Source organism: Pseudomonas sp., assembly GCF_035512415.1.
Classification (GTDB): domain Bacteria; phylum Pseudomonadota; class Gammaproteobacteria; order Pseudomonadales; family Pseudomonadaceae; genus Aquipseudomonas.
Genome location: NZ_DATKDZ010000013.1, coordinates 559,737 through 586,351 on the forward strand (window position 1 = coordinate 559,737; position 26,615 = coordinate 586,351).

Consider the following 26,615-nt stretch of genomic DNA (forward strand, 5'->3'; position numbering starts at 1 on the left):
AAAGGCGACAAAAGGGAGTGCGTCGGCAATCTACAGCGACTTCCAGAGTGAGTCAAAGTCTTCCTCCCCGCCTGCGCCGTGGCTTTTCGCCGCTGTGACGGGCTTCCCGTGGTCGCTGGGCGGTTGTTCAACACTGCGGTATTCGAACTGGTTGAAACTGCCGGTGCTGGTCTGCCGATGGCTGAGTATGGCGCGTGTTTCCTGGCCGTTGCTGTTAATCAGCACCTTGTGGCCTTCCTGGAACGGCAGTCGGGCGGTAATCAGGCTGGCTGGGCGTGAGATGGCGCTGATTTCCGGCAGCAGCAAGGCGCGCAGGTACTGGCTGTTTTGTTCGGCCTTGCGCATCAGTTGCAGGCCGCAGGGCTGCGCGTGCGGGGCGATCAGTTCGATCCCCATTTGTGTGCCGCCACCGCGTACCTGGCGGATCCAGCGCACCACCGCGACGCTCCAGCCCTGTTGCGGCAGGCTCTGGATGCCGAGCAGTTCGCCGGCCTGGAGCTGATTGGGAACGTCCTTGGGCCAGGACAGGCAGTAGCCGCCGGGGCTGATATTGACGATCGACAGCGGGTAAATCGGGTAGCTTTCCGGGCCGCTGCTTTCGCCGGGTTCCGATGTCTGCTGCGGTTTGCTGTACTGGATTTCCTCCATGGGCAGACGTTGGTCCCATTCGCTGATCTTCTGCACATCGAAGGCGTTCGACCAGATGTCCGGTGCGCCGCTATCCACCTTGAATACCGGGGTGGTTTTCTGGTTAGGCAGTTTCAGTACTTCATGGAAGGGGCGCTCTCCAGCGAGGAAGAAATGCAGGGCGCTCATGCCGATACAGATCGTCAGCTGGCCGCTGGCCTGGCTGCGCTGAAAGGTGCGCTCGGCGATATCGCCCCAGGCGGCGGCCAGGTGTTGCAGCATGTCCTGGCTAAAGCCTTCGGGTGCGACGAGGCGCGACTTGCCCAGGTTTTCCGCCGGCAGCAACAGGTGTTCCTTGATCGCGTCGACCAGGTTGCCGGGGTCTATGCCGAGTGTGCTGGGCAGTTCCTTGGTTTGAAACAGGGAGGTGTAACGAGGTGGCCCGTCTTGCAGGGGCGCGATGGCGAACAGACTGGATGGGGTCTCGCCGGCTTGCAGGGTGACCAGGGTGCTCCAGGGCTCGAGGACTTCGGCAAGGCGGGCAATGGCGTTTTGGCGCATCTGGTTGCAGCGTGCGCAGCCCAGAAGCAGGGCGACCAGATAGCTCTGTTCGACGCTCAGGCCCTGGGCATGGGAGGCCAGCGGGTCACGTATCAGGGTTTTCTGCAGGCCCCGCTGACGGGCAATCTGGTAGAGCTGGTGCAGTTCCAGCCACAGGCCTTCGGGAACCGGGCAGTACAGTTGGCTGGCGCGAATCAGCGGCCCACACAGGCTGTGGGTGGCGCGTTGCAAGGCAACGTTGAGGAGCTGGTTGCGCTCACGGCCGGCCTGGCTAACGAGGCGGGTGACGATCAGCTTGTAGCCGATTGCCAGGTGGTTTTGCAGGGCCTGGCACAGGTTGGCGACCTTGCGCGGGCGCTCGTCGAGGACGATGGCCTGGTTAAGGAAGTGGCGTTCCAGTTGCTTGCAGACGAAATAAACCTCGGGGCGCAGGATCTCCAGGAGTTGCAGGCGGTTGTCCGAGGGGGTCAGCAGCTGGTTGATCTCCACCAGTGCCTGGTACAGCTGGCGAGCAGTCTCACCGATATTGGCCTTGGGCAGGCCAGCGATCCAGGTTTTCAGGTCGCGCGGGCTGGCATTGCAGAATGACAGACTCTGTTTATCCGGTGTGGTGACACGGAGCATCAGGTGAGAGTTCTGTTTATCCATCTAGCTCGGCTACTCCGGCGCGCCGCCACGGCGGGCGTTTTTATACGTTATGTTCCGACTCTAGCAGCATCTCGCCGCAGTCGCAGCCAGCAGAGGGTCGGGGGTGTGTAGCGGGCCACAAGATTGCCGCGTGTCCTGTGGCCTTGCAGGTTGAACGTTTGACCTCCAAAGGCCAGCAGGGGTTCACCGCCAACCCGTCAGCTGGCGTCGCCCAGGCGCTGGCCCATTTGCACGCTGCTGTTGGCAGTCAGTTGTTCGGCCCACTGCACCTGCTGCGGGCCGAATAGAACGATGGCGGTGGACCCGAGCTTGAAGCGACCCAGTTCGGCCCCCTTGTCCAGGACGATGGGCGCGCGGGCGGCCTCGTCGTAGCTGACGCTTTTCAGGGCGCGCTTGGGTGGCGTGACCAGGCCGGCCCAGACGGTTTCGATTGAGGCAACGATCATCGCACCGACCAGCACCACGGCCATGGGACCGCGCTCGGTATCGAACAGGCAAACCACGCGCTCATTGCGGGCGAAGAGTTCGGGGACGTTTTCCGCGGTGGTCTGGTTGACCGAGAACAGGCGGCCCGGCACATAGACCATCTCGCGCAGAGTGCCGGCCAGCGGCATATGCACGCGGTGGTAATCCTTGGGCGACAGGTAGACGGTGGCAAACTCGCCGCCCATAAAGGGCGCGGCGCGCGAGGTGTCGCCGCCGAGCAGTTCGACCAGGCTGAAGCTGTGGCCCTTGGCCTGGAAAATCCGCCCGTGCTCGATTTTACCCAGCTGGCTGACCGCGCCGTCGGCCGGGCACAGCACCGCGCCGGGGGTCGGGTCCAGGGGGCGCGCGCCGTCTTTGAGGGCGCGGGTGAAGAAGTCATTGAAGTGGGCAAAAGCCGTCAGGTCTTCAATCTGCGCTTCGCTCATGTTCACCTGGTAGTGCTTGGCGAATAAACCTATCAGGCGATTCTTGAACCAGCCAGCACGGCATTCGGCCGCGCAGCCGATCAGGCGCGACAGCAGGTGGTGGGGCAGCAGGTACTGGCTGAGGATAAACAGGCGGTCTTTCATTGGTGTTCCTTCAAATGTGAGAAGCGGGTAGCGCTTTATTGCTCGATCGGCGTGTCCGGGTGATTACCCCACTCGCCCCAAGAGCCTGCATAGGCCTTGACCCGCGGGTAGCCCAGTATTTTGGCGATCAGATAGGTGAGACCTGAGCGGTGGTGGGTCTGGCAGTGGGTGATCAGTTCCTTGTCGGGGCTGATGCCCAGGGTGTCGAGAATCTCGGGCATGTCCTGGCGGATGCGCAGGGCGCGGGCCTGGTCCATGGCGGCGGTCCATTCGAAGTTGACTGCGCCGGGAATATGCCCGCCTCTCTGCGCCAGGACCTTCTCTCCGCGGTATTCGGCGGGCGAACGGGCATCCCAGATGGCCAGGTCGGGCGCGCCGAGTCGGCTCTGCAGGTACTCGCGGCTGGCCGTGGGTTCCTGGTTCAGAGTCAGGCTGAGCGCCTGTTGCACGGCGGCGGGTTGTTCCGTACTGAGGGCCAGGTCTTCCGCCAGCCAGGCATGCAGGCCGCCGTCCAGGTAGTGGTAGTGCGTGTGGCCGATCACGTCCAGCAGCCAGATAAAGCGCCCGGCCCAGCCCCCGCCTTCATCGTCATACACCACGTAGACGGCATCGGGGCGGTGGCCCAGTTCACCGAACAGCTGCTCGAGCTGCGCCTGTTCGGGCAGCAGGCCGGGTGCCGGTGGCTGACCCAGCTGGGTACGCTTGGGGTCGACAAAGCGTGCGCCAGGGATATGCCCGCTGGCGTAGCGCGCGCTGCTGGTCAGGTCGACCAGAATCAGCTCGGGTGCATCCAGGCGGCTGGCCAGTTGGGCCGGTTCGATCAGCAAGGGCAACTCAGCGAAGGCGGTCATGCCGGGCCTCTTTTGACGGGAAAGGGACGGATTGTAGCGGAAGCTGAGGGCCTGTTGCCGTTTCGTCGCGAGCCGCGTTGCTGCGAAAAATCTCGCCAGGCTAGGCGGAGGACGCAGGTAATGGTCGTTCCCTTGCCAAGTCCTCCAACACCGCATGGCGAGATTTTCCGCGCAACCCGAAGGGCCGGGCCTGTTTTAGCGCGATACTGCGTTTCTCGACACTCATTTGGAACAACCAAACTTCGCGTCTCGTGCCTTGTCTCGCGCTAAAACAGGCTCCGGCGCGGCCGCGAACGAAACGGCAACAGACCCTAGCGGCCGCGGTTGGCAAAGCTGGTCAAGGCACGCTCAATGCATTGCACGGTTTTGCCAAAGCCCTGCACCAGGCCGTCACTGAGGGGGCGACCATTTTGGTCGGCGAACACCAGCATGACCACGCGGTTGTTGCTGGCAATCGAGCGGATCAGCAGGTGTTCGCTGGGAAACAGGCTTTTCAGCGAGCCGGGTAGCAGTGCCGAAAACTGTGCGACGTTGGCGGGGCTCAGGCGCAGCTGCGCCGGGGCACTAAGCAGGCGGCGCAAGACCTGGCTCTGTTGCGGGTCGAGGCTCAGTTGGTCGGCCGCCGGGTCCAGGCCGCAGTGCTGTTGTACCATCAGACGGCTGTGGTTGCGGTCGCCCAGGAGGATCAGCAGGCGCTGCATGCCGCAGGCCTGCAGGGCCTGGTTGGCACAGGCGGTGAGCTGCAGCACGTTGCTGAATGGGCTGGGCTGGGCCAGCAGCTGAGCACAGTGCTGACGCCAGGCGCTGGGCGGCGGGGTCTTGGTCTGCTCTATGGTGGCTTGCAGGTGGCGCGCCTGCCAGGGCCAGAGCAGGGCCTCGGCCGGATGCCACAGGCCTGTGTGCGAGTGCTGGCGTGCGCTGTTTACGGCTTGCTGGTGCAGGGCCTGCTGCACCTCGGCCAGGGGCAGCTGGAGAAACAGGCCGGCGAGACGTTGCCAGCGCAGGCTGTGCTGGCCGTTCCAGGCGTAATGGGCGGACAGGGCCATGCCGTTGGCCAGCAGAATGCTATTGGCGGGGTGGGTCAGCCAGCGCTGCAGGTTGCTGTCGGCGTCCAGGCATTGTTGCTGTTGCAGCGGATGTTCGTTATTGCGGGCGATATGCAGGGCCTTGACCAGTAGGCGGCGGTCGTTGAGCAGCAGGCGGTAGCCCTGGGTGATCCACTCGGGCAAGCGCCAGCGCTCGCTCAGGGCCAGGCAGAGTTGCAGCAGGGGCACGCCGAGGACCTCCTGTTCGACTCGCGCCGCCGGTTCACCCTTGACCAGCACGCGCTGTTCCCAGATTTCGAACAGCTCGGGGTGAGCCGCCAGCAGTGTCCAGATAGGTGCCAGGAACAGCAGGCTGCCCCAGTGCACTTCATGCCACAGGCGGGCCAGGCGACCGGCGAATAGGCCGTTGGCCTGCTGGCTGGCATGCAGGCTGATCAGCTGGATTTGCCGCAGGGCTTTGGGCAGTTCCTGCTCGGCCAGGGCCGGTTGCTGCTCCAGGAGTGTTTCCGTGCGTTTCAGGCCCAGGCGGCTGATCGCCCCTTCCAGGCTTTCCGTCGGCTCCTTGTTGGCCGCGCCCTGGCGGTTGGCCTCGCGCAACACGCTAAGCGCCAGCGCCGGGCAGTGCTGCATCAGCTCGGCAATCTCGCGTATTGAGCTGTTGCTGTCGGCCAGGCCGCGGCGCAAGCGTTGCTGGCTTTCGCTGGACACGGGCAACAGCTGCCCATCCAGCAGCTTCAGCCAGTTCGGGAGGGTGCGCGGGGGTGGTAGTGGTGTGGGCATTCGGGTTGAGCCAAGCTGGCTTTTGACCTTAACTGGCTATAGTCTCGCGCAAATCTTCCGATAAATAGAAGGGTTGTTTTTTCCGGCCCCATCTCCCCTTAGCTTTGGCATGTTTTCTCTATGGTAAAAATCATCGGCATCATCGTTGTGCTCGCCAGTGTGCTGGGTGGCTTTATGCTCTCCGGCGGCCAGTTTATGGCCCTGGTGCACCCCTTCGAGGTCTTGATCATCGGCGGTGCGGCGCTGGGGGCCTTTCTCCAGGCCAACCCAGGCAGCGCTTTTGTGCATGTGGCCAAGAAGTCGCTGAGCATGTTCAGCTCGCGCTTTACCCATGCTTACTACCTCGATGTGCTGAAGCTGATCTACGAGATCCTCAACAAGAGTCGCCGCGAAGGCATGATGGCCATCGAGGCGGATGTCGAAGACCCCGCGGCCAGTCCGATTTTCAGCAAGTATCCGGGCATCCTCAAGGATGAGCGGATGACCGCCTTTATCTGCGATTACCTGCGCATCATGTCGTCCGGCAATATGGCCCCCCACGAGCTGGAAGGGCTATTCGACATGGAAATCACCAGCCTCAAGGAAGATCTCGAACACCCCTCGCATGCTGTGGCCAAGGTGGCCGACGGCATGCCGGCCATGGGTATCGTCGCGGCGGTGCTGGGTATCGTGATCACCATGTCGATTCTCGCCGAAGCGGACAACGCTGAAATCGGCCAGAAGGTCGGCACCGCGCTGGTCGGTACCTTCCTCGGGATTCTGGCCTCCTACGGCTTCTTCGGCCCCCTCGCGGCTGCTCTGGAGCACGATGCCAAGGAGGAGTTGAACGTCTACGAGGCGATCAAGGCCGGTCTGGTGGCTTCGGCCTCCGGCATGCCGCCGTCGCTGGCGGTGGAGTTTGCGCGCAAGGTGCTGTATCCGGCGCATCGTCCGAGCTTTGTCGAGCTTGAACAGGCCATGCGCGGGAGCTAAAGCCAAGCATGGAAAACAATCAGCCGATTATCGTCAAGCGGGTCAAGAAGGTTGCCGGTGGCCATCATGGCGGTGCCTGGAAGATCGCTTTTGCTGACTTCGCCACGGCGATGATGGCGTTCTTTCTGGTGATGTGGCTGATGTCGGTGGCCACGCCTGAGCAGAAAAAGTTGATCTCGGGCTATTTCAAGGACCCTATCGGTTTTTCCGAAAGTGCCAGCCCCTATGTGATCGACCTCGGCGGCTCGCCGACACCGGCTCCCGACCGCACCCTCAATCAGCAAGAGCAGGACCCTGCGGACGCGGTGGATGCGGCGGACGCGGAAGTCGACCTGCAGCAGGCCGAGTCAATAGCTGAAGAAGTAGAGCGAGAGCGCCTTGAGCTGCTGCTGCAGGAATTGCAGAACAAGGTCGACGAGAATCCGCAATTGCAGCGCTTCAAGGACCAGATACTGTTCGAGATCACCCAGGACGGTCTGCGCATCCAGATCATGGATGCCGAGAACCGGCCGATGTTTGCCTCCGGCAGTGCGCGCCTGCAGCCCTATTTCGAGGACATCCTGCTGGCCCTCACCGACACCATTGCGGCGGTGCCGAACAAGATCAGTGTCAGCGGTCATACCGATGCTCAACCCTTCGTCGGGCGCGGCGGTTATGGCAACTGGGAGCTGTCCGCCGATCGCGCCAATGCGGCGCGGCGCGTCCTGATTGCCGGTGGCTATGACGATGAACAGGTGGCGCGGGTGGTGGGTTACGCGTCTTCGGCGTTATTTGATCGGGAGAGTCCGCTCAACCCGGTCAACCGCCGTATCGATATCGTGGTACTGACGAAGAAGGCCCAGCGAGCCATCGAGGGCGAGCAGAGTGATGCCGCCGCAGACGATGCGCCTGCAGAACCTGCGGCTGCGCCTATTGCGCCGGATGCGGCAGCACCTGTCGCGCCAGGTGAGCCGCTGCCCGATGGGCAGTTACGCGAGCGCTTGAATATCTTCGAGGAAGGCGTGTTGCAGTTCGATCAGCCCACTGAGTAAACGGCAATCGCCAGCAAAAGGCCGCGACATGTCGCGGCCTTTTTATGTTGATGGCCTGCCATCCCTGGCGGCCACCCGGCGGGCCGTAGCGGTGCGACGTTAAAAATCGCTCCCGGCGATTTTTTCAGTACTCGGTTTCCGGCAGGCTGGCCAGGATATGCCGGTAGCTGGCCATGCGCTGCGGGTGCAGGCGGCCGTCTTCCAGAGCCTTGAGCAGGGCGCAGCCGGGTTCGCGATCATGTTTGCAGTCGCGGAAGCGGCATTGGCCGATCAGGTCGTGAAACTCGATAAAGCCGGCTTCGACATCATCACGGCTGACATGCACCAGGCCGAATTCGCGAATCCCTGGGGAGTCGATCAGTTCGCCGCCGCGGGGAAAGTGGAACAGTCGCGCGGTGGTGGTGGTGTGGGTGCCCTTGCCGGTCAGTTCGGAGAGCGGCCCGACGCGGGTATCGACTTCCGGCAACAGACTGTTGACCAGCGACGACTTGCCGACCCCGGACTGGCCGACGAATACGCTGACGTGACCGTCCAGTTGCAGCTGCAGCTGCTCCATGCCATCGCCACCGTGAGCGGACACTTCCAGCAGCGGATAACCGAGTTCGCGGTAAACGCCGAGCATGCGGTTGAGGGCCACGGCATTCTGCTCATCCAGCAGGTCGGTCTTGTTCAGCAGCAGCAGCGGGCGGATGCCGGCGTGTTCGGCGGCCACCAGGTAGCGGTCGATCAGGTTGGCGTGAGGCTCGGGCAGCGGGGCGAAGACGATCACGATCAGGTCGACGTTGGCCGCCACCGGTTTGAGCTGGCCGCGGGTGTCCGGGCGGCATAGTTCGGTGCTGCGCGGCAGCTGCGCGACGATGACGCCGATGCCCTGGTTGCCGGCCCGCCACACCACCTGGTCGCCGGTGACCATGGTCGGCAGGTTGGCGCGCAGGTGGCAGCGGAATACCTGGCCGGCCAGTTCGCCATCCAGCGCTTCGACTTCGATCTGTACGCCGAAGTGGGCGATGATCAGGCCGGTCTGTTCTGGGCCGAGGTCACCGCCTTCAAGAATCTGTACAGCCTGCGACTCGCGTTTGGCGGCGCGGGCGGCACGCTCGCCCTGGATTTTTTCGATACGCCAGTTTTGCCGGCGGTTGAGTTGGCGTTTGGCCATGGGTCTTCCGAGAGTTGAATTGCGCAATAAACGGTCGCGAGTCTAGCACGGGCTGCCTATTGAGCTGCTGGCGCGGCTAAACTGCGGCGTATCATTGATCGGGCGCTTCAGGAGTTCCGCATGCTGCGCGTTGTCCGGCAATACCCGGCGTTGCTGGCGTTGTCTGCCCAGTTGGGTGCGATGTTGCTGATCGGCCTGGTGCTGTATCTGGCGGCTCAGCTGTCACCTTGGCGGCCTACTTTATTGGCTACCGGCCTGCTGCAAGGCTTGCTGGCTGCCACTCTGGCGCGTTACCTGGGGTTGTCGCGCTGGTGGTGCTGGCTGAACTTGCTGTTCGTCCCGGCGCTGTTGCTGGCCAGTGGTGCGCCGCTGCCGTCCTGGGTGTTTCTCTGCGGTTTTGTGCTGCTGTTGCTGCTCAACTGGAACAGCTTTGGCGAGCGGGTGCCGCTGTACCTGACTGCTGCCGGTGCGCGTCAGCATCTGCGTGCGGTGCTTGACCAGCAGCCCGCGCAGTTTCGCTTTATCGATCTGGGTTGCGGTCCGGCCGGCACGTTGCTGAGTCTAGCTCGCCACTATCCGCAGGCGCAGTTTGTCGGTGTGGAAACCGCGCCGCTGTCCTTCGCCATCGCCTGGTTGCGAGCATTACCCCGGAGCAACTGCCGGATTCGCTACGAGAATCTCTGGCGCACCGACCTGGCGCAGTTCGATGTGGTCTATTGCTTTCTCTCACCCGCGCCCATGGCTCGGCTGTGGGCCAAGGCCCGGGCGCAGATGCCGGCGGGCAGCCACTTTGTCAGCAATACCTTCGAGGTGCCGGGGGTGCCGGCCGATCGGCAGGTCGAATTGCACGATTGGCGCAATTCACGATTACTCTTGTGGCAGATGCCAGGCTGCTAAACTGGCCGCCTTAGTCGAGGAGCCACGCATGCAAAATTCGCAGAACCTGATCTGGATCGATCTGGAAATGACCGGTCTGGAACCCGAAACCGACGTCATTATCGAGATGGCCACCATCGTCACCGATAGCGACCTCAATATCCTCGCCGAAGGCCCGGTGATTGCCGTGCACCAGAGCGATGAGCTGCTCGCCAGCATGGATGAGTGGAACACCCGCACCCATGGCCAGAGCGGCCTGACCCAGCGCGTACGGGAAAGCAAGATCGGCCCGGCCGAAGCGGAAGCCATGACTATCGCATTCCTCGAGCAGTGGGTGCCGAAGGGCAAGTCGCCAATCTGCGGCAACAGCATCGGCCAGGATCGGCGCTTCCTCTATAAGTACATGCAGAACCTGGAAGCCTACTTCCACTACCGCTATCTGGATGTCTCGACCTTGAAGATTCTTGCCGGCCTCTGGGCACCGCAGGTCAAGGAGTCGTTCCAGAAACAGGGCACGCACCAGGCGCTGGACGATATCCGCGAGTCCATCGCCGAGCTGAAGCACTACCGCCAGCACTTCCTCAAGGTGTGATGCATAAAAAGCCCGCTAATGCGGGAGCGCTGTTCACCTAAGAAAAATGCCGCACTCCCTTGCTAGGGAAGCGGAATTTTTTTGCGCTCAGCGCGTAGGATGGGTGATAACCCATCAGCCAATTGATGGGTTATCACCTAGGCGGCCCCACCCATCCACGACCTGCGAACACAGCTGTATTCGTTACAGGCCATGGCGAGCCAGCGCCCATTCGACATGCTCGCGCACCAGCTCCGACGGATGCTCGCGGCGCGCTTTGAGCGCTTCCAGCACCGGGATGCTCGACGGCGCGTTGCCCAGGCCCACCGCCAGGTTACGCAGCCAGCGCTCGTAGCCGGCGCGGCGCAGCGGCGAGCCTTCGGTGCGGCTGAGAAATTCCTCCTCGCTCCAACAAAACAATTCGGCCAGCTCGGCATTGTCCAGGCTGTGGCGCGGCTGGAAGTCGCCTTGCTCGGTGGCTTTGGCAAAGCGGTTCCAGGGGCAGACCATCTGGCAGTCGTCGCAGCCGAACACCCGGTTGCCGATCGGCGCGCGCAGCTCCAGCGGGATCGCGCCTTTGAGCTCGATGGTCAGGTAGGAAATACAGCGCCGCGCATCCAGCACATAGGGGCCGACAAAGGCCGCGGTCGGGCAGATGTCCATACAGGCCGTGCAGCGCCCGCAATGTTCGCTGGCATGGGGTGGGTCGACAGGCAGCGGCAGGTCGACGAATAGTTCGCCGAGAAAGAAGTAGCTGCCGGCCTTGCGGTTGAGCACCAGGGTGTTCTTGCCGATCCAGCCCAGGCCGGCCTGTTCGGCGATGGCTTTTTCCAGCACCGGCGCGCTGTCGACAAAGGCGCGGTAGCCGAACGGCCCGATCTGCTGCTGGATGCGTTCGGCCAGTTGCTGCAGGCGCTTGCGGATCAGCTTGTGGTAGTCGCGGCCCAGGGCATAGCGCGATACATAGGCCTTCTCGGGTTGAGCGAGGCGCTGGGCCATCTGCGTGTCGCCGGGCAGGTAGTCCATGCGCAGCGAAACGACCCTCAGGGTGCCGGGTACCAGTTCATCCGGGTGGGAACGTTTGCTGCCGTGGGCGGCCATATAGTCCATCTCGCCCTGGTAGCCAGCGTCCAGCCAGCGCTGCAGATGCGCCTCGTGTTCGCCCAGTTGCACATCGGCGATACCGACTTGCTGAAAACCCAGCTCGCGGCCCCAGTCTTTGATCGACTGGGCGAGGGCGGCAAGATCGAGTGAGGCGCTGGACATACTGAGCGGGCAACCTGGGCTGGGGTGCGTATAATTCTGCCAGACAACGGAGCTCACGCATGCCGCATTCTCCCGACAATCTTCCCCTGGCTCTGTACAGCGCGGCGCAAGTGCGCGCGCTGGATGCTCGGCTGATCGCCGCCGGCACCCCCGGTTTCGAGCTGATGACCCGCGCCGCCCATGCCATCTGGCGTGCCTTGCGCCAGCGCTGGCCGGCTGCCGGGGCGATTACGGTGTTGGTTGGGCGCGGCAATAACGCCGGCGACGGCTACCTGATCGCGGCGCTGGCCTTGCGTGCCGGCTGGCAGGTGCAGGTGCTGGCGGTGGGCGACCCGGCGCTGCTGCAGGGCGATGCGGCCCAGGCGCGCGACGAGGCGCTGGCCGCCGGTGTGTGTGTTCAGCCCTGGAGTGAGTGCGCCGCGCTGAGCGGGGTGGTGGTCGATGCGCTGCTCGGTACCGGCCTCAGCGGCGCGGTGCGCGAACCCTATGCCCAGGCCATTGCCCTGCTCAACGCCAGCGGCCTGCCAGTGCTGGCGGTGGATATCCCTTCGGGGCTGTGCGCGGACAGCGGCCAGGTGCTGGGCGTGGCGGTGCGGGCGCAGCTGACGGTAACCCTGATCGGCCTGAAACTGGGGCTGTTCACCGGGCTTGCCGTCGACTGGGTGGGCGAGGTGCAGTTCGTTGACCTGCAGGCCGATGCGCAGTTGGTTGCCGCGCAGCCCTTTACCGCCCAGCGCCTGGCCGGAAGCAATGTGCCGCAGTTGCCGCCCCGCCCGCGCAGTGTGCACAAGGGCCAGCTGGGTCATGTGCTGGTGGTGGCCGGCGACCGCGGTTTTGCCGGGGCCGGCCTGCTGGCGGCGCAGAGCGCGCTGCGGGCTGGGGCTGGGCTGGTTACCCTGGCCACCCGCAGCGAGCACCTGGCGGCGGCCCAGGCCCGAGTACCCGAGGTCATGGCCGCTGGCGTGGCGTCGGCCAACCAGCTGCGGGCCCTGGGCGCGCAGGCCAGCGTCTGGGTGGTCGGGCCGGGGCTGGGGCAGGCGGCCTGGGGGCGCAGCCTGTTGTCGGCGGCGGTGTGCAGTCAGGCGCTGCAGGTGTGGGATGCCGATGCGTTGAACCTGTTGGCCTTGGGCGGTATCAGTATGCCATCCATTGCGGTGATTACCCCGCATCCGGGGGAGGCCGCGCGTTTGCTGGGGCTCGACAGCGCCGCGGTACAGGCGGATCGTCCAGCCGCCGCTCGGGCTCTGGCTCAGCGTTATCAGTCGGTGTGCGTGCTGAAAGGCGCGGGTACCCTGGTTGCCGACCCCGCTGGGACCTTGCTGCTCTGCGAGCACGGCCATCCGGTGATGGCCGGTGCCGGGCTGGGGGATGTGCTGGCGGGGCTGATCGGGGCGCTGCTGGCCCAGGGGTTGCCCGCCTTTGCCGCAGCCAGCCTGGCGGTCTACCTGCATGCCCGTGCGGGCGAGGTGCTGGCTGAACAGGGTCGTGGCCTGGCGGCCAGTGATTTGTGTGCGGTTATTCGTCAGTTATTGCAGGAGCAGTCCGAGTGTCTGAGTTAGAACTGTTTGTCGCCGATGAAGAGGCGATGCTGGTGCTGGGCGCGGCGCTGGCCAAGGCGACGGCCGGGGTTGGGGTGATTTATCTGCATGGCGACCTGGGGGCCGGCAAAACCACCCTGTCGCGCGGCATTATTCGTGGCCTGGGGCATGTCGGGGCGGTGAAAAGCCCGACCTTTACCCTGGTCGAGCCCTACGAGATCGGCAGTGTGCGAGCCTTCCACTTCGACCTCTATCGCCTGATAGATGCCGAGGAGCTGGAGTTTCTCGGCATCCGCGATTACTTCGACGGTGCCGCCCTGTGCCTGGTCGAGTGGCCCGAGCGCGGTGCCGGCGTTTTGCCAAAGGCGGACCTGGACATTACCATTAGCCCGCAAGCGACCGGCCGTGCGCTGCGTTTGCAGGCACACAGCGTGCGCGGTGAAACCTGGTGTGCCATTTTGGCTTCCGGGGCATGATCAGAATATGGGGTTGGCTATGCGCATAGGCGCGCGTTTCATCGTACTTGGAGTGGCATTGGCCGGTTTGGCCGCCGATGTACTGGCCGCTTCGGATGTGCGCAGCGTCAGGCTGTGGCGGGCACCGGATAACACCCGCCTGGTATTCGACCTGTCCGGGCCGGTGCAGCACAGCGTGTTTCTGCTGTCCGCTCCCGACCGTATCGTTATCGATGTCGGTGGAGCCAAGCTGGCCACCCGCTTCGATCAGCTGGCCCTGAGCAATACCCCGATCACCGGGATGCGTTCGGCCCAGCGCACCGCCGACGACCTGCGAGTGGTAATTGATCTGTCGGCCCCGGTGACACCGAAGAGCTTTACCCTGGCCCCCAATCAGCAATATGGCCATCGCCTGGTGGTCGACTTGTTCGACCAGGAGTCGGGGGCTGCGCCGCGTTTGCCGAGCACCACGGTTGCCACTGCGCCACCGGTGCCGGTGACGCCGACTCGGGCGCCCGTCAAGTTGACCCCGGTGCCGAACGGCAAGCGCGAGATCGTGATTGCCATCGACGCCGGCCATGGCGGTGAAGACCCGGGGGCCCTGTCGCCAGTCAAGGGCCAGTACGAGAAGCACGTGACCCTGGCGATAGCCAAGGAACTGCAGCGGCAGATCAATGCCGAGAAGGGCTTTCGCGCCGAGCTGGTGCGTACCGGCGACTACTTTATTCCGCTGCGTCGGCGCACCGAGATCGCCCGCAAGAAGGGCGCGGACCTGTTCGTCTCCATCCATGCCGACGCCGCGCCACGGGCTGCGGCCTTTGGCGCGTCGGTGTACGCCCTGTCGGAGGGCGGTGCCACCTCGGAAACCGCGCGCTGGCTGGCCGACTCGGAAAACCAGTCCGATCTGATCGGCGGTGCCGGCAATGTAAGTCTCGACGACAAGGACCGCATGCTGGCCGGGGTGCTGCTCGATCTGTCGATGACCGCTTCGCTGTCCTCCAGTCTGAATGTCGGCAACAAGGTGCTGGGCAATATGGGCCGGGTCACTCCGCTGCATAAGCGTCGGGTCGAGCAGGCCGGCTTTATGGTGCTCAAATCGCCGGATATTCCGTCGATCCTGGTGGAAACCGGGTTTATTTCCAACCCCAATGAAGCGCGCAAGCTGGCCAGCGCCAGCCATCAACAGACATTGGCGCGCTCGATTGTCAGCGGCGTGCGGCAGTTCTTCCATGAAAACCCGCCACCGGGCAGCTATGTGGCTTGGTTGCGTGATAACGGTAAGATCACCCTCGGTCCCCGCGAGCATGTGGTCAGTTCCGGCGAAAGCCTGGCGCTGATCGCCCAGCGCTATCAGGTCAGCCTGGCGGCCTTGCGCAACGCCAATGGGCTGAAAAGCGATGTGATCAAGGTCGGCCAAAGGCTGCAAGTGCCGGCGACGGCTCTGGCGGCGCAGCCATGAGTCAAGTCAGTCGTATCCAGCTGCTGAGTCCGCGGCTGGCCAACCAGATTGCCGCCGGAGAAGTGGTCGAGCGGCCCGCTTCGGTGATCAAGGAATTGTTGGAGAACAGCCTGGACTCCGGTGCCAAGCGCATTGAGGTGGATGTCGAGCAGGGCGGGGTCAAGCTGCTCAAGGTCCGCGACAACGGCAGCGGCATCTCCCCGGATGACTTGCCTCTGGCTCTGGCCCGCCACGCCACCAGCAAGATCCGCGAACTGGAAGACCTCGAACAGGTGATGAGCCTGGGCTTTCGTGGCGAGGCCCTGGCCTCGATCAGCTCGGTGGCGCGCCTGACCCTGACCTCGCGCACGGAAGATGCCGAGCAGGCCTGGCAGGTGGAAACCGAAGGTCGCGATATGCAGCCGCGGGTACAACCTGCTGCCCACCCGGTCGGTACTTCGGTCGAGGTGCGCGACCTGTTCTTCAACACCCCCGCGCGGCGCAAGTTCCTCAAGACCGAGAAGACCGAATTCGACCACCTGCAGGAAGTGATCAAGCGTCTGGCCCTGGCCCGTTTCGATGTGGCCTTCCATCTGCGCCATAACGGCAAGACCGTGCTCGGCCTGCACGAGGCCCCGGATGAACTCAGCCGCGCGCGGCGCGTGGCCTCGGTCTGTGGCCCGGCCTTCCTGGAGCAGGCCCTGCCTATCGACATCGAACGCAACGGCCTGCATTTGTGGGGCTGGGTTGGTTTACCGACCTTCTCCCGCAGCCAGGCGGACTTGCAGTATTTCTACGTCAACGGCCGCATGGTGCGCGACAAACTGGTTGCCCATGCGGTGCGTCAGGCCTACCGCGATGTACTGTTCAACGGTCGTCATCCGACCTTTGTGCTGTTTCTCGAGATCGATCCCTCGGTGGTCGATGTCAACGTGCACCCGACCAAGCATGAGGTGCGCTTCCGTGACGGGCGCATGGTCCATGACTTCCTCTACGGCACCCTGCACCGCGCACTGGGTGAGGTACGCCCGGAAGATCAGCTGGCGGCTCCGGCCGGCATTAGCGAGATGGTGCGCCCCACCGGGCAGTCCGCCGGCGAGTTCGGCCCCCAGGGCGAAATCGGCCTGGCGGCCAGCTTGCTCGAAGCTGCGCCCGCCGCTTCGGTGTGGCGCTCCCCAGGTGCCGGCTATCAGGGCGTGCGCCCCGAGCCAGCCCTGCCCGCGGCGGAGGCCCAGGGGGCCTACCGCGAATACTTCGCGCCGCTGCCAACGGGCGGTGCTGCAGCGCCCGCTCTGCCGGAAGCGCAGGGCGATATCCCGCCGTTGGGCTATGCCATCGCCCAGCTGAAAGGCATCTATATCCTTGCCGAGAACGTCCAGGGCCTGGTGGTGGTGGATATGCACGCCGCCCATGAGCGCATCACCTATGAGCGGCTGAAGGTGGCTATGGCCAGTGAGGGCCTGCGCGGTCAGCCGCTGCTGGTGCCGGAGTCTATTGCGGTCAGCCAGCGCGAGGCCGATTGCGCTGAGGAACATGCCGAGTGGTTCCAGCGCCTGGGCTTCGAGTTGCAGCGCCTGGGTCCTGAAAGCCTGGCGATCCGGCAGATTCCCGCCTTGCTCAAGCAGGCCGAAGCGACCCGCCTGGTCCACGATGTACTGGCCGATCTGCTGGAGTACGGTACCACCGACCGCATCCAGGCCCACCTCAACGAGTTGCTCGGCACCATGGCTTGCCACGGTTCAGTGCGGGCCAATCGCCGTCTGACCCTGCCGGAAATGAACGCGCTGCTGCGTGATATGGAACACACCGAGCGCAGCGGCCAGTGCAACCATGGTCGCCCGACCTGGACCCAGCTGGGCATGGACGATCTCGACAAGCTGTTCTTGCGGGGGCGTTAAGTGAGCAACTTATTGCCGCCGGCCATCTTCCTGATGGGACCGACGGCCGCCGGCAAGACCGATCTGGCCCTGGATCTGGCGCGGGTGCTGCCCTGCGAGTTGATCAGCGTCGACTCGGCGCTGGTCTACCGCGGTATGGATATCGGCACGGCCAAGCCGGACAAGGCGACCCTGACCGAATTTCCTCATCGTCTGGTGGATATCCGCGATCCGGCCGAGAGCTATTCAGCGGCCGAGTTTCGCAGTGACGCCCTGGCGGCCATGGCCGAGGCCACGGCGCGCGGGCGGATTCCGCTGCTGGTGGGCGGCACCATGTTGTATTACAAGGCGTTGCTGGAAGGCCTGGCGGATATGCCTGGTGCCGATCCGCTGCTGCGCGCAGAGCTGGAGGCGCGTGCCGAGCGTGAAGGCTGGCAGGCGCTGCATGACGAGCTGCGCGGGGTCGACCCTGAGTCTGCGGCGCGGATTCACCCCAACGATCCGCAGCGTCTGATCCGTGCATTGGAGGTCTACCGCCTCAGCGGCCTGAGCATGAGCGCACACCGTCAGCGCCAGGCTGCAGAAAATACCGCAGCCGGCGCATCGGCGGCGGGGCAATTCCCCTATACTGTCGCGCAATTGGTTATCGCTCCGGCCCAGCGTTCGATTCTGCACGAGCGAATCGCTCAGCGATTTCGCCTGATGCTGGAACAGGGTTTGCTCGAAGAGGTCGAAGGCCTGCGCCAACGAAGTGACTTGCATCCCGGCTTGCCGTCTATACGAGCTGTAGGTTATCGCCAGGTGTGGGATTACCTCGACGGCAACCTGAGCAGGGCGCAGATGGAGGAGCAGGGCATTATTGCCACGCGCCAACTGGCCAAACGGCAGTTCACCTGGTTGCGCGGTTGGGGCGATGCACATTGGCTGGACAGTCTGGACTGTGACAATCTGCCGCGCGCCTTGAAATACCTGGCAGCGGTCTCCATATTGACCTGAGACCTTGCCGTTAGCCGTCTACTCTGAGAAGTGGGGCGGTTTGAACCGTTTACTGGTTTTACTAAAAATTATTGAAAATTGATCCTTAAAGGAGTGCGGCACATGTCAAAAGGGCATTCGCTACAAGACCCTTACCTGAATACCTTGCGTAAGGAGCGCGTCCCGGTTTCCATCTACCTGGTCAACGGCATCAAGCTGCAGGGTCAGATCGAGTCTTTCGACCAGTTCGTGATTTTGCTGAAGAACACTGTCAGCCAGATGGTCTACAAGCACGCCATCTCCACCGTAGTGCCAAGCCGTCCGGTGCGTCTGCCGAGTGCAGCCGAGACCGAGCTGGCAGAAGCAGAGCCGGGTAACGCCTGATCTAGGAGGTTGTATTGTTCTTCGAGCGCCATGAAGGTGGGGAACGGGCTCTCCTGGTTCATCTGGACGGTCAGGATTCCGCGGCGCGTGAAGATCCGCAAGAATTCCAGGAGCTGGCCATTTCGGCAGGTGCCGATACGGTGGCCTTCTTCAATGTGCCGAGCAATCGGCTGACCGCCAAATACCTGATTGGTAGCGGCAAGGTTGAAGAATTGCGCGATCAGGTCAAAGCCACCGAGGCCGACCTGGTGATCTTCAATCACGTGCTGACGCCCAGTCAGGAACGCAACCTGGAGCGGGTGTTCGAGTGTCGGGTGTTGGACCGTACCGGTCTGATCCTCGATATCTTCGCCCAGCGCGCGCGCACCCATGAGGGCAAGCTGCAGGTCGAGCTTGCACAGCTGGATCATCTGAGTACGCGCCTGGTGCGCGGCTGGACTCACCTTGAGCGGCAGAAGGGTGGTATCGGTCTGCGCGGTCCGGGGGAAACCCAGTTGGAGACTGACCGTCGCCTGTTGCGTGTGCGTATTCGCCAGATCAAGCAGAAACTCGAGAAGGTGCGCAGCCAGCGCGAGCAAGCGCGGCGTGGGCGTCAGCGTGCCGATATCCCCTCGGTGTCCCTGGTCGGCTATACCAACGCCGGCAAATCGACCCTGTTCAATGCCCTGACCGAATCGGATGTGTACGCCGCCGATCAGCTGTTCGCCACCCTGGATCCAACCCTGCGCCGTCTGGAGCTGGACGATCTGGGGCCAATAGTGCTGGCCGATACGGTGGGCTTTATCCGTCATCTACCGCACAAACTGGTCGAAGCCTTTCGCGCCACCCTCGAAGAATCGAGCAACTCCGACCTGTTGTTGCACGTTATCGATGCCCATGAGCCCGAGCGCGATCAGCAAATCGAGCAGGTCATGGCGGTGCTGAGCGAGATCGGGGCTCATGAGCTGCCGATGCTCGAGGTATACAACAAGCTGGATTTGCTGGAAGGTGTCGAGCCGCAGATCCAGCGCGATGCCGACGGCAAACCGCAGCGGGTCTGGTTATCGGCCCGTGACGGGCGCGGCTTGCCGTTATTGAAGCAGGCCATCGCCGAGTTGCTGGGCGATGACCTGTTTGTCGCTACATTGCAGTTGCCGCAGGACCTGGCGCGTTTGCGCGCACAGTTTTTCGCTCTGGGGGCGGTGCAAAGCGAGGCCCATGCCGAGGATGGCAGCAGTCTGTTGGCGGTTCGACTACCGCGCATCGAGCTGAATCGACTGGTCACCCGAGCGGGTTTGAAGCCGTTGGAATTTATTGAGCAACACACTTTGCAATAAAGCCTGCGTCAGTGGTTTTGCCGCTGGCTGCATGCATTCGGTAGCATTGGCGGGCGCGCCGTGGGCGCGTCTTTGCTTTATCAGATGGAGAGCGCTATGGCTTGGAATGAGCCGGGTGGCAACTCGAATAATCAGGATCCATGGGGTGGCCGCAAAGGCGGTGACCGCAAGGGGCCACCGGATCTCGATGAGGCCTTCCGCAAGCTACAGGAGAGCCTCAACGGGCTGTTCGGTGGCGGTAAGAAACGTGGCAGCGATACCGGCTCCAGCAGTGGCGGTGGTTATGGCCTGCTGTTAGTGGGCCTGGCGGTGCTGGCTGCGGTCTGGCTGTACAGCGCCATTTATGTGGTCGATGAACAGGAGCAGGCTGTGGTGCTGCGTTTCGGCAAGTACTACGAAACCGTAGGGCCGGGCCTGAACATCTATTTCCCGCCGATTGATCGCAAGTTCCAGGAAAACGTCACCCGCGAGCGTGCTTACAGCAAGCAGGGGCAGATGTTGACCGAGGACGAGAACATCATCGAAGTGCCGCTGACCGTGCAGTACAAGATCAGCAATTTGCAGGATTTCGTGCTCAACGTTGATCAACCGGAAGTCAGCCTGCAGCACGCTACCGACAGTGCCGTGCGCCATGTCGTGGGTTCCACCGAGATGGATCAGGTGCTGACCGAAGGTCGCGAACTGATGGCCAGCGAGGTCAAGGATCGCTTGCAGCGCTTCCTCGACAACTACCGCACCGGTATCAACGTCACCCAGGTCAACTTGCAGAGTGCGGCCGCGCCGCGCGAAGTGCAGGAAGCCTTCGATGACGTGATCCGTGCCCGTGAAGACGAGCAGCGCGAGAAGAACCAGGCGGAAACCTACGCCAATGGCGTGGTGCCGGAAGCTCGCGGTCAGGCTCAGCGCCTGATTGAGGATGCCAGCGGTTACCGCGAGGAAGTGGTATCCCGTGCCCAGGGTGAGGCGGATCGCTTCACGGCTCTGGTGACCGAGTACCGCAAGGCACCGGAAGTCACCCGCGAGCGTCTGTATCTGGACACCATGCAGGAGTTGATGAGCAACACCAGCAAGGTCCTGGTGACCGGTGACAAGGGGCAGAACAACCTGCTGTATCTGCCGCTGGACAAGATGATCGACGGCCGCAGCTCGTCTGCACCCAGCTCCATCTCGGGTGCGGGTGCCAGTGATGCGGGGTCGCGTGTGAGTATCGATCCGCGTCAGGTTGAGCTGCGCGCAAGGGAGAGCCGCTGATGAGCAATAAATCGCTGATCGCCCTGATTGTTGGCGTGGTCGTGGCGCTGGTGGCCTGGAACAGCTTCTATATCGTGGCGCAAACCGAGCGGGCGGTGCTGTTGCAGTTCGGCCGTATCGTAAAGCCGGATGTACAGCCTGGCCTGCATGTGAAGGTTCCTTACGTCAACCAGGTGCGCAAGTTCGACGCGCGTCTGCTGACGCTGGACTCCACCAGCTCGCGTTTCCTTACCCTGGAAAAGAAGGCCTTGATGGTCGATGCGTTCGCCAAGTGGCGCGTGCTGGATGCCGAGCGGTACTACACCGCGACGTCCGGTATGAAGCAGATTGCCGACGAGCGTCTGGCTCGTCGTCTTGAAGCTTCGCTGCGTGACCAGTTTGGTAAGCGCACCCTGCACGAGTCGGTATCCGGCGAGCGCGATGCGCTGATGGCCGACGTGACTGCGTCGCTCAACCGTGCTGCGCAGCGTGAGCTGGGCATCGAGGTGGTGGATGTACGGGTCAAGGCCATCGACCTGCCGAAGGAAGTGAACCGCAGCGTGTTCGATCGGATGAGTTCCGAGCGTGAGCGTGAAGCTCGCGAGCACCGCGCCAAGGGTAAAGAGCTGGCTGAGGGGATTCGTGCCGATGCCGATCGTCAGCGCCGCGTGCTGTTGGCTGATGCCTATCGTCAGGCTGAAGAGCTGCGCGGTGATGGTGATGCCCAGGCCGCTGCGATCTACTCCAAGGCCTACGGTATGGACCAGGAGTTCTACTCCTTCTATCGCAGCCTGAGGGCCTATCGCGAGAGTTTCGCCGATAAGCGCGATGTGCTGGTGCTGGATCCGAGCAGCGACTTCTTCCGTTATCTGGAGAAATCCAAGCCGTAAAGGCAGCTGCACGCCACAAGCTACAAGCCGCAGGTCAGCGTGTGACGCTCACTTGTTGCTTGGGGCTTGTGGCCTGAAGCTTTTAGCGTGGTATCATGCGGCAGCCGGGAAAATCCCGGCTTTTTTGCGTCTGTGGGAGCCATGTGGCAGGAACTTGGCATCGCATTGTGTCTATTGCTGGTGCTGGAAGGCATCCTGCCCTTCCTCGGTCCGCGTGTTTGGCGCGGGGCGCTCGTACAGTTGGCGCAGCTGTCTGATCGACAGCTACGTCTGATGGGGTTGGCCAGCATGCTGCTGGGCACAACCTTCCTTTATTGGCTTCACTGAAGGCTTGTGCCGCCCGGTTCAAGAGGGGAATGGCGAAATGGCAACGGTAGACCGCTGGCTCCTGCCAGATGGCATCGAAGAAGTACTGCCGCCGCATGCGGCGCGTATCGAAGTGGCACGTCGTCAGGTGCTGGATCTGTTCCAGCGCTGGGGCTATGAATTCGTGGTAACGCCGCATATCGAATACCTGGAGTCGCTGTTGACCGGCGCGGGCCAGGATCTCGACTTGCGTACCTTCAAGGTGACTGACCCGCTGTCCGGTCGGCAGATGGGCTTTCGTGCCGACATCACGCCGCAGGTGGCGCGCATCGATGCGCATACCCTGCGCCGTGAAGGGCCGAGCCGTCTGTGCTACGCCGGTAGCGTGGTGCACGCCCAGCCGCGTGCGCTGACGACTTCGCGCAGCCCGATCCAGCTGGGTGCCGAGCTGTATGGCGACGCCAGCCCGGCCAGCGATGTCGAGGTGATCAGCCTGCTGGTCAATACCCTGGAGCTGGCGGCGGTGCCGGATGTGCACATGGACCTTGGCCATGTTGGTATCTACCGCGGTCTGGCTCGGGCCGCCGAATTGTCCGGCGAAGTCGAGCAGCAGCTATTCGATGCGTTGCAGCGCAAGGCCGTGGATGAAGTGGCCGAGCTGACCGCGGAGCTGCCGGAAGAGTTGCGCAAGATGCTGCGTGCTCTTAGCGAGCTGTGCGGCGGCCGTGAAGTGCTGGATCTGGCCCAGGCCTGTCTGGTTGAAGCGCCGGACGACGTGCATGCGGCGCTGGATGATCTGATGGCGATTGCCGATGCCTTGAGCCTGCGTTACCCGGAGCTGCCGCTGTATTTCGACTTGGGCGAGCTGCGCGGTTATCACTATCACACCGGCGTGGTGTTCGCTGCCTTTGTCCCTGGGGTTGGCTATGCCATCGCCCAGGGTGGCCGCTATGACGACATCGGTGCCGACTTCGGTCGCGCCCGCCCGGCTACCGGCTTTTCCACCGATCTGAAAACCCTGGTTGGCCTGGGGCAGATGCAGCTGGACGAGATGCCGGCGAGTGTCTGGGCTCCGGATAATCATGATGTGTTCTTGTGGCAGGCGATTCAGCGCTTGCGCCTGGCCGGTCAACGCGTGGTCCAGGCGTTGCCTGGGCAGACGGTTGCCGATGCCGGCGCGGCGGGTTGTGATCGCCAGCTGCTGTTGCGTGACGGCCGTTGGCAGTTGGCGGCGCTGGCGTCCTGAAGGATTGTCGGGCTGCTCGTCCTGAAATGTTTCCGTCGGCTGCGGCCGGCATCAAGTTTGCGCGAAGAGGGTTAGTGTTATGGGTAAGAATGTCGTAGTCCTGGGCACCCAGTGGGGCGATGAAGGCAAGGGCAAGATCGTCGACCTGCTGACCGAACAGGCTGCAGCCGTCGTGCGTTACCAGGGCGGCCATAACGCCGGTCATACCCTGGTGATCGACGGCGAAAAAACCGTTCTGCACCTGATCCCCTCGGGCATCCTGCGCGAGAACGTGCAGTGCCTGATCGGCAACGGCGTGGTGGTAGCTCCCGACGCTCTGATGCGCGAGATCGTCAAGCTGGAAGCCAAGGGTGTGCCGGTGCGCGAGCGTCTGCGTATCAGCCCGTCCTGCCCGCTGATTCTGGCTTATCACGTGGCCCTGGATCAGGCCCGCGAGAAGGCCCGTGGCGATCTGAAGATCGGCACCACCGGTCGCGGCATCGGCCCGGCCTATGAAGACAAGGTGGCTCGGCGCGGTTTGCGCATTGGCGACCTGTTCCATCGCGAGCGTTTCGCCGCCAAGCTCGGTGAGCTGCTCGACTACCACAACTTCGTGCTGGTCAATTACTACAAAGAGCCGGCCATCGACTTCCAGAAGACTCTGGATGAGTGCATGGAATACGCCGAGCTGCTCAAGCCGATGATGGCCGACGTCACTGCGGTGCTGCACGAGATGCGTCGCGAATCCAAGGACATCATGTTCGAGGGGGCTCAGGGTTCGCTGCTGGATATCGACCATGGCACCTACCCCTACGTCACCAGTTCCAACACCACGGCGGGCGGCATCGCCACCGGTTCCGGTTTCGGTCCGATGTACCTGGATTACATCCTGGGTATCACCAAGGCCTACACCACCCGCGTCGGTTCCGGTCCTTTCCCTACCGAGCTGTTCGATGAAACCGGTGCCTTCCTCGCCAAGCGTGGCCATGAGTTCGGCTCCACCACCGGTCGTGCGCGCCGTTGCGGCTGGTTCGATGCGGTGATCCTGCGTCGCGCCATCGAGATCAACAGCATCTCCGGCCTGTGTCTGACCAAGCTCGACGTGCTCGACGGTCTGGAAACCATCTGCATCTGCGTCGGCTACAAGGATGAGCATGGCGAAGTGCTGGTCGATGCGCCGACCGATGCCGACAGCTACCTGGGTCTGCAGCCGGTCTACGAAGAGCTGCCGGGCTGGAGCGAGTCGACCCTTGGGGCCAAGACCCTGGAAGAGCTGCCGGCCAATGCCCGTGCCTATATCCTGCGCGTGCAGGAGCTGGTGGGTGCGCCGATCGACATCATTTCCACCGGCCCGGACCGTAACGAGACCATCGTGCTTCGTCATCCGTTTGCCTGATAGCCATCGGTTGTGCAACAAAGGGTCGCCATGGGCGGCCCTTTGTCGTTCTGGCGATTACAGTTTTGCCTGTTGCGGTCGATTCATGGGGTATCGGTCGTTCTGATTTTGAAGGGGTGGTGCCTTGTTCTCTCTACTGCATAGTCGCTTGTTGCGTCCGGTGTTTATCGCCCTGGGTGTTGCCATGTTGTTGCAGGTGCTGCTGGCGGTCTGGCTGACCCGAACGACGGTGGACGACCTGGTGACCGATCTGGCGGCGCGCATGCAGGACGACAGTCAGCGTCTGGGGGCTGAATTGGCTGCGGCCGAGCGCGAGGTGGTGCAGGGCCTTGAAGCGCTGTCGACGAAGACTCGCGAGAGTCTTGGGGCGGCCCTGTCCGGGCGTTTGCAGGCCGAGCGCGAACAGTTGCGTGGCGTGCTGGAGGCCAATCTCAAGCAGTCCGGCATGGCCATGGCGCAACTGCTGGCGGGTGTCGCGCCCAAGGCCATCTGGGATGACGATGTGCCGGCCCTGACCGCCTTTGCGCGGATTGCCCAGCGCGATCCGGCGGTGCTCTTTGCGATTTACTACGACGCGGCGGGGCAGCGCCTGACTCGGCATTTCAATCGCAGCGATGCGCGAATCAGGGCGCTGGTTGCGACGGGGCAGGGCGATACGCCGTTGGACAAGCTGATCGATGCGGCGTCGCGCGATCCGCAGGTGTATATGCTGGAAATGGACATCAATCCCATGGGGGCGCAGATCGGCAAGGTTCAGCTGGGCTTGTCCCGGGCGGCCATCGAGCAGGAGCTGCAGGCGCTGGATCAGCGTTTCGCCGGCTTGGTCGGCGATGCCGGCGAGTTGGTTGACAGCAGTCTGGCTGGTGCGTCGCGCGACAGTGCTCAGGCGCTGCAGCGGCGGCTGCTTGAGGCGCAGCAGGCGGCCGAGGGCATGGCGCAGAGCAGTCTGGGTTCGGTGCAGGTGGCGGCGGACAATCTGCGCTGGCGCATCGCCCTGGGTCTGTTGGTGGTGGGCGTGCTGACTTTGCTGGCGGTGGCGCTGGTGCTTGGCTGGCGGGTGCTCAGTCGTCTGCAGTTGCTGGTGGCGGCGCTGCATGACCTGGCGGCGGGCGAGGGCGATCTGACCCGGCGGGTCGAGCTGGTGAGCGGCGATGAGGTCGGTGATATGGCGGCAGCGGTCAATCAGTTCCTGGCCAAGCTGCAGCCCATCGTGCGTGAGGCCGGTGAGGTGGCGGTACGTACCGGGCAGGAAATCGCCAGCCTGGCCTCGCGCAGTGCGGCGGCCGAGTCGGCCGCGGGGCGTCAGCGTGACGAGGTGGCGGGCAGCTTGCAGGCTCTGGCGCAGATGGCCGGCGAAGCGCAGGCAGAAAGCCAGGCGATGCAGGAGGCCTTGCGCCGGGTTGCGGCGATTCGTCAGGCGACCCAGGACAACGCGGCCATCGCGACGCGGGTCGGCGGGGCGATCGAGGAGCTGGTGCTGCGGGTCGGCACCGGTGCGGCGGTGATCGAGCGGCTGGCCAAGCAAAGCGAGCAGATCGAGGTGGTGCTGACGGTGATCCATGGCATTGCCGAGCAGACCAATCTGCTGGCCTTGAATGCGGCCATCGAAGCGGCGCGTGCCGGCGAGAGCGGTCGTGGCTTTGCCGTGGTGGCTGACGAGGTGCGGGCCCTGGCGAGCAAGACCCAGCAATCCACCGGCGATATTCAGGCGCATATCGGGGCCTTGCAGAAGGGCGCGCATGAGGCGGTTGGGGCCATCGCCCAGGCCGGGCAGCAGGCGGATCTTGGATTGGCGGCATTGCGTGAAAGCGCCAAGGTGCAGCAGTCGGTGCAGGCGGCGGTGGAAGAGGTGCATGGCGCGATCAATGCGGCGACTGCGGCAGCGGCTCATCAGGCTGAGGGTGCCGATGCGGTGCGCGGGCGGGTCGAGGTGATTCATGCCGAAGCCCAGCGCGCGGCCGAGGCCGTCGCGGCCACGGCGGACAGTGGACGGGTGTTGGATGGTCTGGCCCGACAGCTGAAGGCCAGTCTGGGGCAGTTCCGCGTTTAGCGCTGTGGTCCAGTAACTGCCGGGCATGGTCCCGGCGGTTTACTGGGGTAAACCGCAGGCAATAAAAAACCGAGCACTTGGCTCGGTTTTTGAAT

The 26,615-nt window shown here is 63.4% G+C and carries 23 protein-coding genes and 1 pseudogene; 18 read left to right on the forward strand and 6 right to left on the reverse strand.

Annotated features, from left to right (window positions below):
* Positions 1 to 30 precede the first annotated feature (30 nt).
* From VMP31_RS08110 to VMP31_RS08125, 4 genes are all read right to left on the reverse strand, one after another.
* Complete coding sequence (locus VMP31_RS08110) at positions 31 to 1,836, reverse strand: molecular chaperone (protein ID WP_325505862.1); 1,806 nt, start codon at positions 1,834 to 1,836, stop codon at positions 31 to 33.
* A gap of 197 nt (positions 1,837 to 2,033) precedes the next feature.
* Positions 2,034 to 2,891: an archaetidylserine decarboxylase gene (asd, locus tag VMP31_RS08115; RefSeq protein WP_325505864.1), complete on the reverse strand. Its 858-nt coding sequence runs from the start codon at positions 2,889 to 2,891 to the stop codon at positions 2,034 to 2,036.
* A 35-nt stretch (positions 2,892 to 2,926) separates the two neighbouring features.
* Positions 2,927 to 3,742, reverse strand: a complete 816-nt coding sequence (locus tag VMP31_RS08120) for a rhodanese-like domain-containing protein (RefSeq protein WP_325505865.1) — start codon at positions 3,740 to 3,742, stop codon at positions 2,927 to 2,929.
* Positions 3,743 to 4,053: 311 nt separating this feature from the next.
* Positions 4,054 to 5,568: an HDOD domain-containing protein gene (locus VMP31_RS08125; protein WP_325505867.1), complete on the reverse strand. Its 1,515-nt coding sequence runs from the start codon at positions 5,566 to 5,568 to the stop codon at positions 4,054 to 4,056.
* A gap of 120 nt (positions 5,569 to 5,688) precedes the next feature.
* Here VMP31_RS08125 and motA point away from each other — a divergent pair, with 120 nt between their 5' ends.
* Both motA and motB read left to right on the forward strand, forming a co-directional pair.
* Entirely contained in the window at positions 5,689 to 6,540 is an 852-nt protein-coding gene (motA, locus tag VMP31_RS08130) for a flagellar motor stator protein MotA (RefSeq protein ID WP_325505869.1), read from the forward strand.
* An 8-nt stretch (positions 6,541 to 6,548) separates the two neighbouring features.
* Positions 6,549 to 7,571 (forward strand): flagellar motor protein MotB, encoded by a 1,023-nt coding sequence (gene motB / locus VMP31_RS08135; protein WP_325505871.1) that lies wholly within the window; start codon positions 6,549 to 6,551, stop codon positions 7,569 to 7,571.
* A gap of 124 nt (positions 7,572 to 7,695) precedes the next feature.
* Here motB and rsgA read toward each other — a convergent pair whose 3' ends face one another.
* A complete protein-coding gene (gene rsgA, locus VMP31_RS08140) occupies positions 7,696 to 8,727 on the reverse strand; it encodes a small ribosomal subunit biogenesis GTPase RsgA (RefSeq protein WP_325505873.1) in 1,032 nt (343 codons plus the stop codon).
* Positions 8,728 to 8,847: 120 nt separating this feature from the next.
* Between rsgA and VMP31_RS08145 the strand changes: the two genes are divergently transcribed.
* The gene (locus VMP31_RS08145; protein ID WP_325505875.1) at positions 8,848 to 9,624 is read left to right on the forward strand and encodes a class I SAM-dependent methyltransferase; all 777 of its coding nucleotides are present in this window, start codon (positions 8,848 to 8,850) and stop codon (positions 9,622 to 9,624) included.
* A 28-nt stretch (positions 9,625 to 9,652) separates the two neighbouring features.
* The gene (orn, locus tag VMP31_RS08150) at positions 9,653 to 10,195 is read left to right on the forward strand and encodes an oligoribonuclease (RefSeq protein ID WP_325505877.1); all 543 of its coding nucleotides are present in this window, start codon (positions 9,653 to 9,655) and stop codon (positions 10,193 to 10,195) included.
* Between the two features lie 183 nt (positions 10,196 to 10,378).
* On the opposite strand, the gene queG is transcribed toward orn, so the two are convergent.
* Positions 10,379 to 11,440, reverse strand: a complete 1,062-nt coding sequence (gene queG / locus VMP31_RS08155; RefSeq protein WP_325505879.1) for a tRNA epoxyqueuosine(34) reductase QueG — start codon at positions 11,438 to 11,440, stop codon at positions 10,379 to 10,381.
* Between the two features lie 59 nt (positions 11,441 to 11,499).
* Here queG and VMP31_RS08160 point away from each other — a divergent pair, with 59 nt between their 5' ends.
* From VMP31_RS08160 to VMP31_RS23365, 14 genes and pseudogenes are all read left to right on the forward strand, one after another.
* Positions 11,500 to 12,999 (forward strand): NAD(P)H-hydrate dehydratase, encoded by a 1,500-nt coding sequence (locus tag VMP31_RS08160; RefSeq protein ID WP_325505881.1) that lies wholly within the window; start codon positions 11,500 to 11,502, stop codon positions 12,997 to 12,999.
* Positions 12,987 to 13,454, forward strand: a complete 468-nt coding sequence (gene tsaE / locus VMP31_RS08165) for a tRNA (adenosine(37)-N6)-threonylcarbamoyltransferase complex ATPase subunit type 1 TsaE (protein ID WP_325505883.1) — start codon at positions 12,987 to 12,989, stop codon at positions 13,452 to 13,454. The genes VMP31_RS08160 and tsaE overlap by 13 nt, the downstream gene beginning before the upstream one ends.
* Positions 13,455 to 13,473: 19 nt before the next feature.
* A complete protein-coding gene (locus tag VMP31_RS08170) occupies positions 13,474 to 14,892 on the forward strand; it encodes an N-acetylmuramoyl-L-alanine amidase (protein WP_325505884.1) in 1,419 nt (472 codons plus the stop codon).
* Positions 14,889 to 16,769: a DNA mismatch repair endonuclease MutL gene (gene mutL, locus VMP31_RS08175; protein ID WP_325505886.1), complete on the forward strand. Its 1,881-nt coding sequence runs from the start codon at positions 14,889 to 14,891 to the stop codon at positions 16,767 to 16,769. The genes VMP31_RS08170 and mutL overlap by 4 nt, the downstream gene beginning before the upstream one ends.
* Before the next feature lie 33 nt (positions 16,770 to 16,802).
* Complete coding sequence (gene miaA / locus VMP31_RS08180; RefSeq protein WP_325506128.1) at positions 16,803 to 17,744, forward strand: tRNA (adenosine(37)-N6)-dimethylallyltransferase MiaA; 942 nt, start codon at positions 16,803 to 16,805, stop codon at positions 17,742 to 17,744.
* A 102-nt stretch (positions 17,745 to 17,846) separates the two neighbouring features.
* On the forward strand, positions 17,847 to 18,107 hold the full coding sequence (gene hfq, locus VMP31_RS08185) for an RNA chaperone Hfq (RefSeq protein WP_325505888.1): 261 nt from the start codon (positions 17,847 to 17,849) through the stop codon (positions 18,105 to 18,107).
* Positions 18,108 to 18,121: 14 nt separating this feature from the next.
* Positions 18,122 to 19,423, forward strand: a complete 1,302-nt coding sequence (gene hflX / locus VMP31_RS08190; RefSeq protein ID WP_325505890.1) for a ribosome rescue GTPase HflX — start codon at positions 18,122 to 18,124, stop codon at positions 19,421 to 19,423.
* A 96-nt stretch (positions 19,424 to 19,519) separates the two neighbouring features.
* Entirely contained in the window at positions 19,520 to 20,674 is a 1,155-nt protein-coding gene (hflK, locus tag VMP31_RS08195; protein WP_325505892.1) for an FtsH protease activity modulator HflK, read from the forward strand.
* Positions 20,674 to 21,543 (forward strand): protease modulator HflC, encoded by an 870-nt coding sequence (hflC, locus tag VMP31_RS08200; RefSeq protein ID WP_325505893.1) that lies wholly within the window; start codon positions 20,674 to 20,676, stop codon positions 21,541 to 21,543. The genes hflK and hflC overlap by 1 nt, the downstream gene beginning before the upstream one ends.
* Before the next feature lie 141 nt (positions 21,544 to 21,684).
* The gene (locus tag VMP31_RS08205; RefSeq protein WP_325505895.1) at positions 21,685 to 21,870 is read left to right on the forward strand and encodes a DUF2065 domain-containing protein; all 186 of its coding nucleotides are present in this window, start codon (positions 21,685 to 21,687) and stop codon (positions 21,868 to 21,870) included.
* A gap of 37 nt (positions 21,871 to 21,907) precedes the next feature.
* The gene (locus VMP31_RS08210) at positions 21,908 to 23,095 is read left to right on the forward strand and encodes an ATP phosphoribosyltransferase regulatory subunit (RefSeq protein ID WP_325505897.1); all 1,188 of its coding nucleotides are present in this window, start codon (positions 21,908 to 21,910) and stop codon (positions 23,093 to 23,095) included.
* Positions 23,096 to 23,174: 79 nt separating this feature from the next.
* Positions 23,175 to 24,470 carry an adenylosuccinate synthase gene (locus tag VMP31_RS08215; RefSeq protein WP_325505899.1) on the forward strand — a complete coding sequence of 432 codons (1,296 nt, stop codon included), beginning with the start codon at positions 23,175 to 23,177 and terminating at the stop codon, positions 24,468 to 24,470.
* A gap of 931 nt (positions 24,471 to 25,401) precedes the next feature.
* Positions 25,402 to 25,662, forward strand: a pseudogene (locus VMP31_RS23360) (HAMP domain-containing protein); the annotation flags it as partial.
* A complete protein-coding gene (locus tag VMP31_RS23365; RefSeq protein ID WP_414705438.1) occupies positions 25,636 to 26,520 on the forward strand; it encodes a methyl-accepting chemotaxis protein in 885 nt (294 codons plus the stop codon). The pseudogene VMP31_RS23360 and the gene VMP31_RS23365, both read left to right, overlap by 27 nt.
* Positions 26,521 to 26,615 lie beyond the last annotated feature (95 nt).

Bases quoted from the DNA above. Each gene is read 5' to 3' on its own strand.
- VMP31_RS23365 (WP_414705438.1), top strand. From the start codon at position 25,636: ATGGCGGCAGCGGTCAATCAGTTCCTGGCCAAGCTGCAGCCCATCGTG.
- hfq (WP_325505888.1), top strand. From the start codon at position 17,847: ATGTCAAAAGGGCATTCGCTACAAGACCCTTACCTGAATACCTTGCGT.
- hflK (WP_325505892.1), top strand. From the start codon at position 19,520: ATGGCTTGGAATGAGCCGGGTGGCAACTCGAATAATCAGGATCCATGG.
- orn (WP_325505877.1), top strand. From the start codon at position 9,653: ATGCAAAATTCGCAGAACCTGATCTGGATCGATCTGGAAATGACCGGT.
- motA (WP_325505869.1), top strand. From the start codon at position 5,689: ATGGTAAAAATCATCGGCATCATCGTTGTGCTCGCCAGTGTGCTGGGT.
- VMP31_RS08160 (WP_325505881.1), top strand. From the start codon at position 11,500: ATGCCGCATTCTCCCGACAATCTTCCCCTGGCTCTGTACAGCGCGGCG.
- asd (WP_325505864.1), bottom strand. From the start codon at position 2,891: ATGAAAGACCGCCTGTTTATCCTCAGCCAGTACCTGCTGCCCCACCAC.
- hflC (WP_325505893.1), top strand. From the start codon at position 20,674: ATGAGCAATAAATCGCTGATCGCCCTGATTGTTGGCGTGGTCGTGGCG.
- VMP31_RS08205 (WP_325505895.1), top strand. From the start codon at position 21,685: ATGTGGCAGGAACTTGGCATCGCATTGTGTCTATTGCTGGTGCTGGAA.
- VMP31_RS08110 (WP_325505862.1), bottom strand. From the start codon at position 1,836: ATGGATAAACAGAACTCTCACCTGATGCTCCGTGTCACCACACCGGAT.
- VMP31_RS08120 (WP_325505865.1), bottom strand. From the start codon at position 3,742: ATGACCGCCTTCGCTGAGTTGCCCTTGCTGATCGAACCGGCCCAACTG.
- queG (WP_325505879.1), bottom strand. From the start codon at position 11,440: ATGTCCAGCGCCTCACTCGATCTTGCCGCCCTCGCCCAGTCGATCAAA.
- rsgA (WP_325505873.1), bottom strand. From the start codon at position 8,727: ATGGCCAAACGCCAACTCAACCGCCGGCAAAACTGGCGTATCGAAAAA.
- motB (WP_325505871.1), top strand. From the start codon at position 6,549: ATGGAAAACAATCAGCCGATTATCGTCAAGCGGGTCAAGAAGGTTGCC.
- VMP31_RS08170 (WP_325505884.1), top strand. From the start codon at position 13,474: ATGCGCATAGGCGCGCGTTTCATCGTACTTGGAGTGGCATTGGCCGGT.
- VMP31_RS08125 (WP_325505867.1), bottom strand. From the start codon at position 5,568: ATGCCCACACCACTACCACCCCCGCGCACCCTCCCGAACTGGCTGAAG.
- VMP31_RS08145 (WP_325505875.1), top strand. From the start codon at position 8,848: ATGCTGCGCGTTGTCCGGCAATACCCGGCGTTGCTGGCGTTGTCTGCC.
- VMP31_RS08210 (WP_325505897.1), top strand. From the start codon at position 21,908: ATGGCAACGGTAGACCGCTGGCTCCTGCCAGATGGCATCGAAGAAGTA.
- VMP31_RS08215 (WP_325505899.1), top strand. From the start codon at position 23,175: ATGGGTAAGAATGTCGTAGTCCTGGGCACCCAGTGGGGCGATGAAGGC.
- miaA (WP_325506128.1), top strand. From the start codon at position 16,803: ATGGGACCGACGGCCGCCGGCAAGACCGATCTGGCCCTGGATCTGGCG.
- mutL (WP_325505886.1), top strand. From the start codon at position 14,889: ATGAGTCAAGTCAGTCGTATCCAGCTGCTGAGTCCGCGGCTGGCCAAC.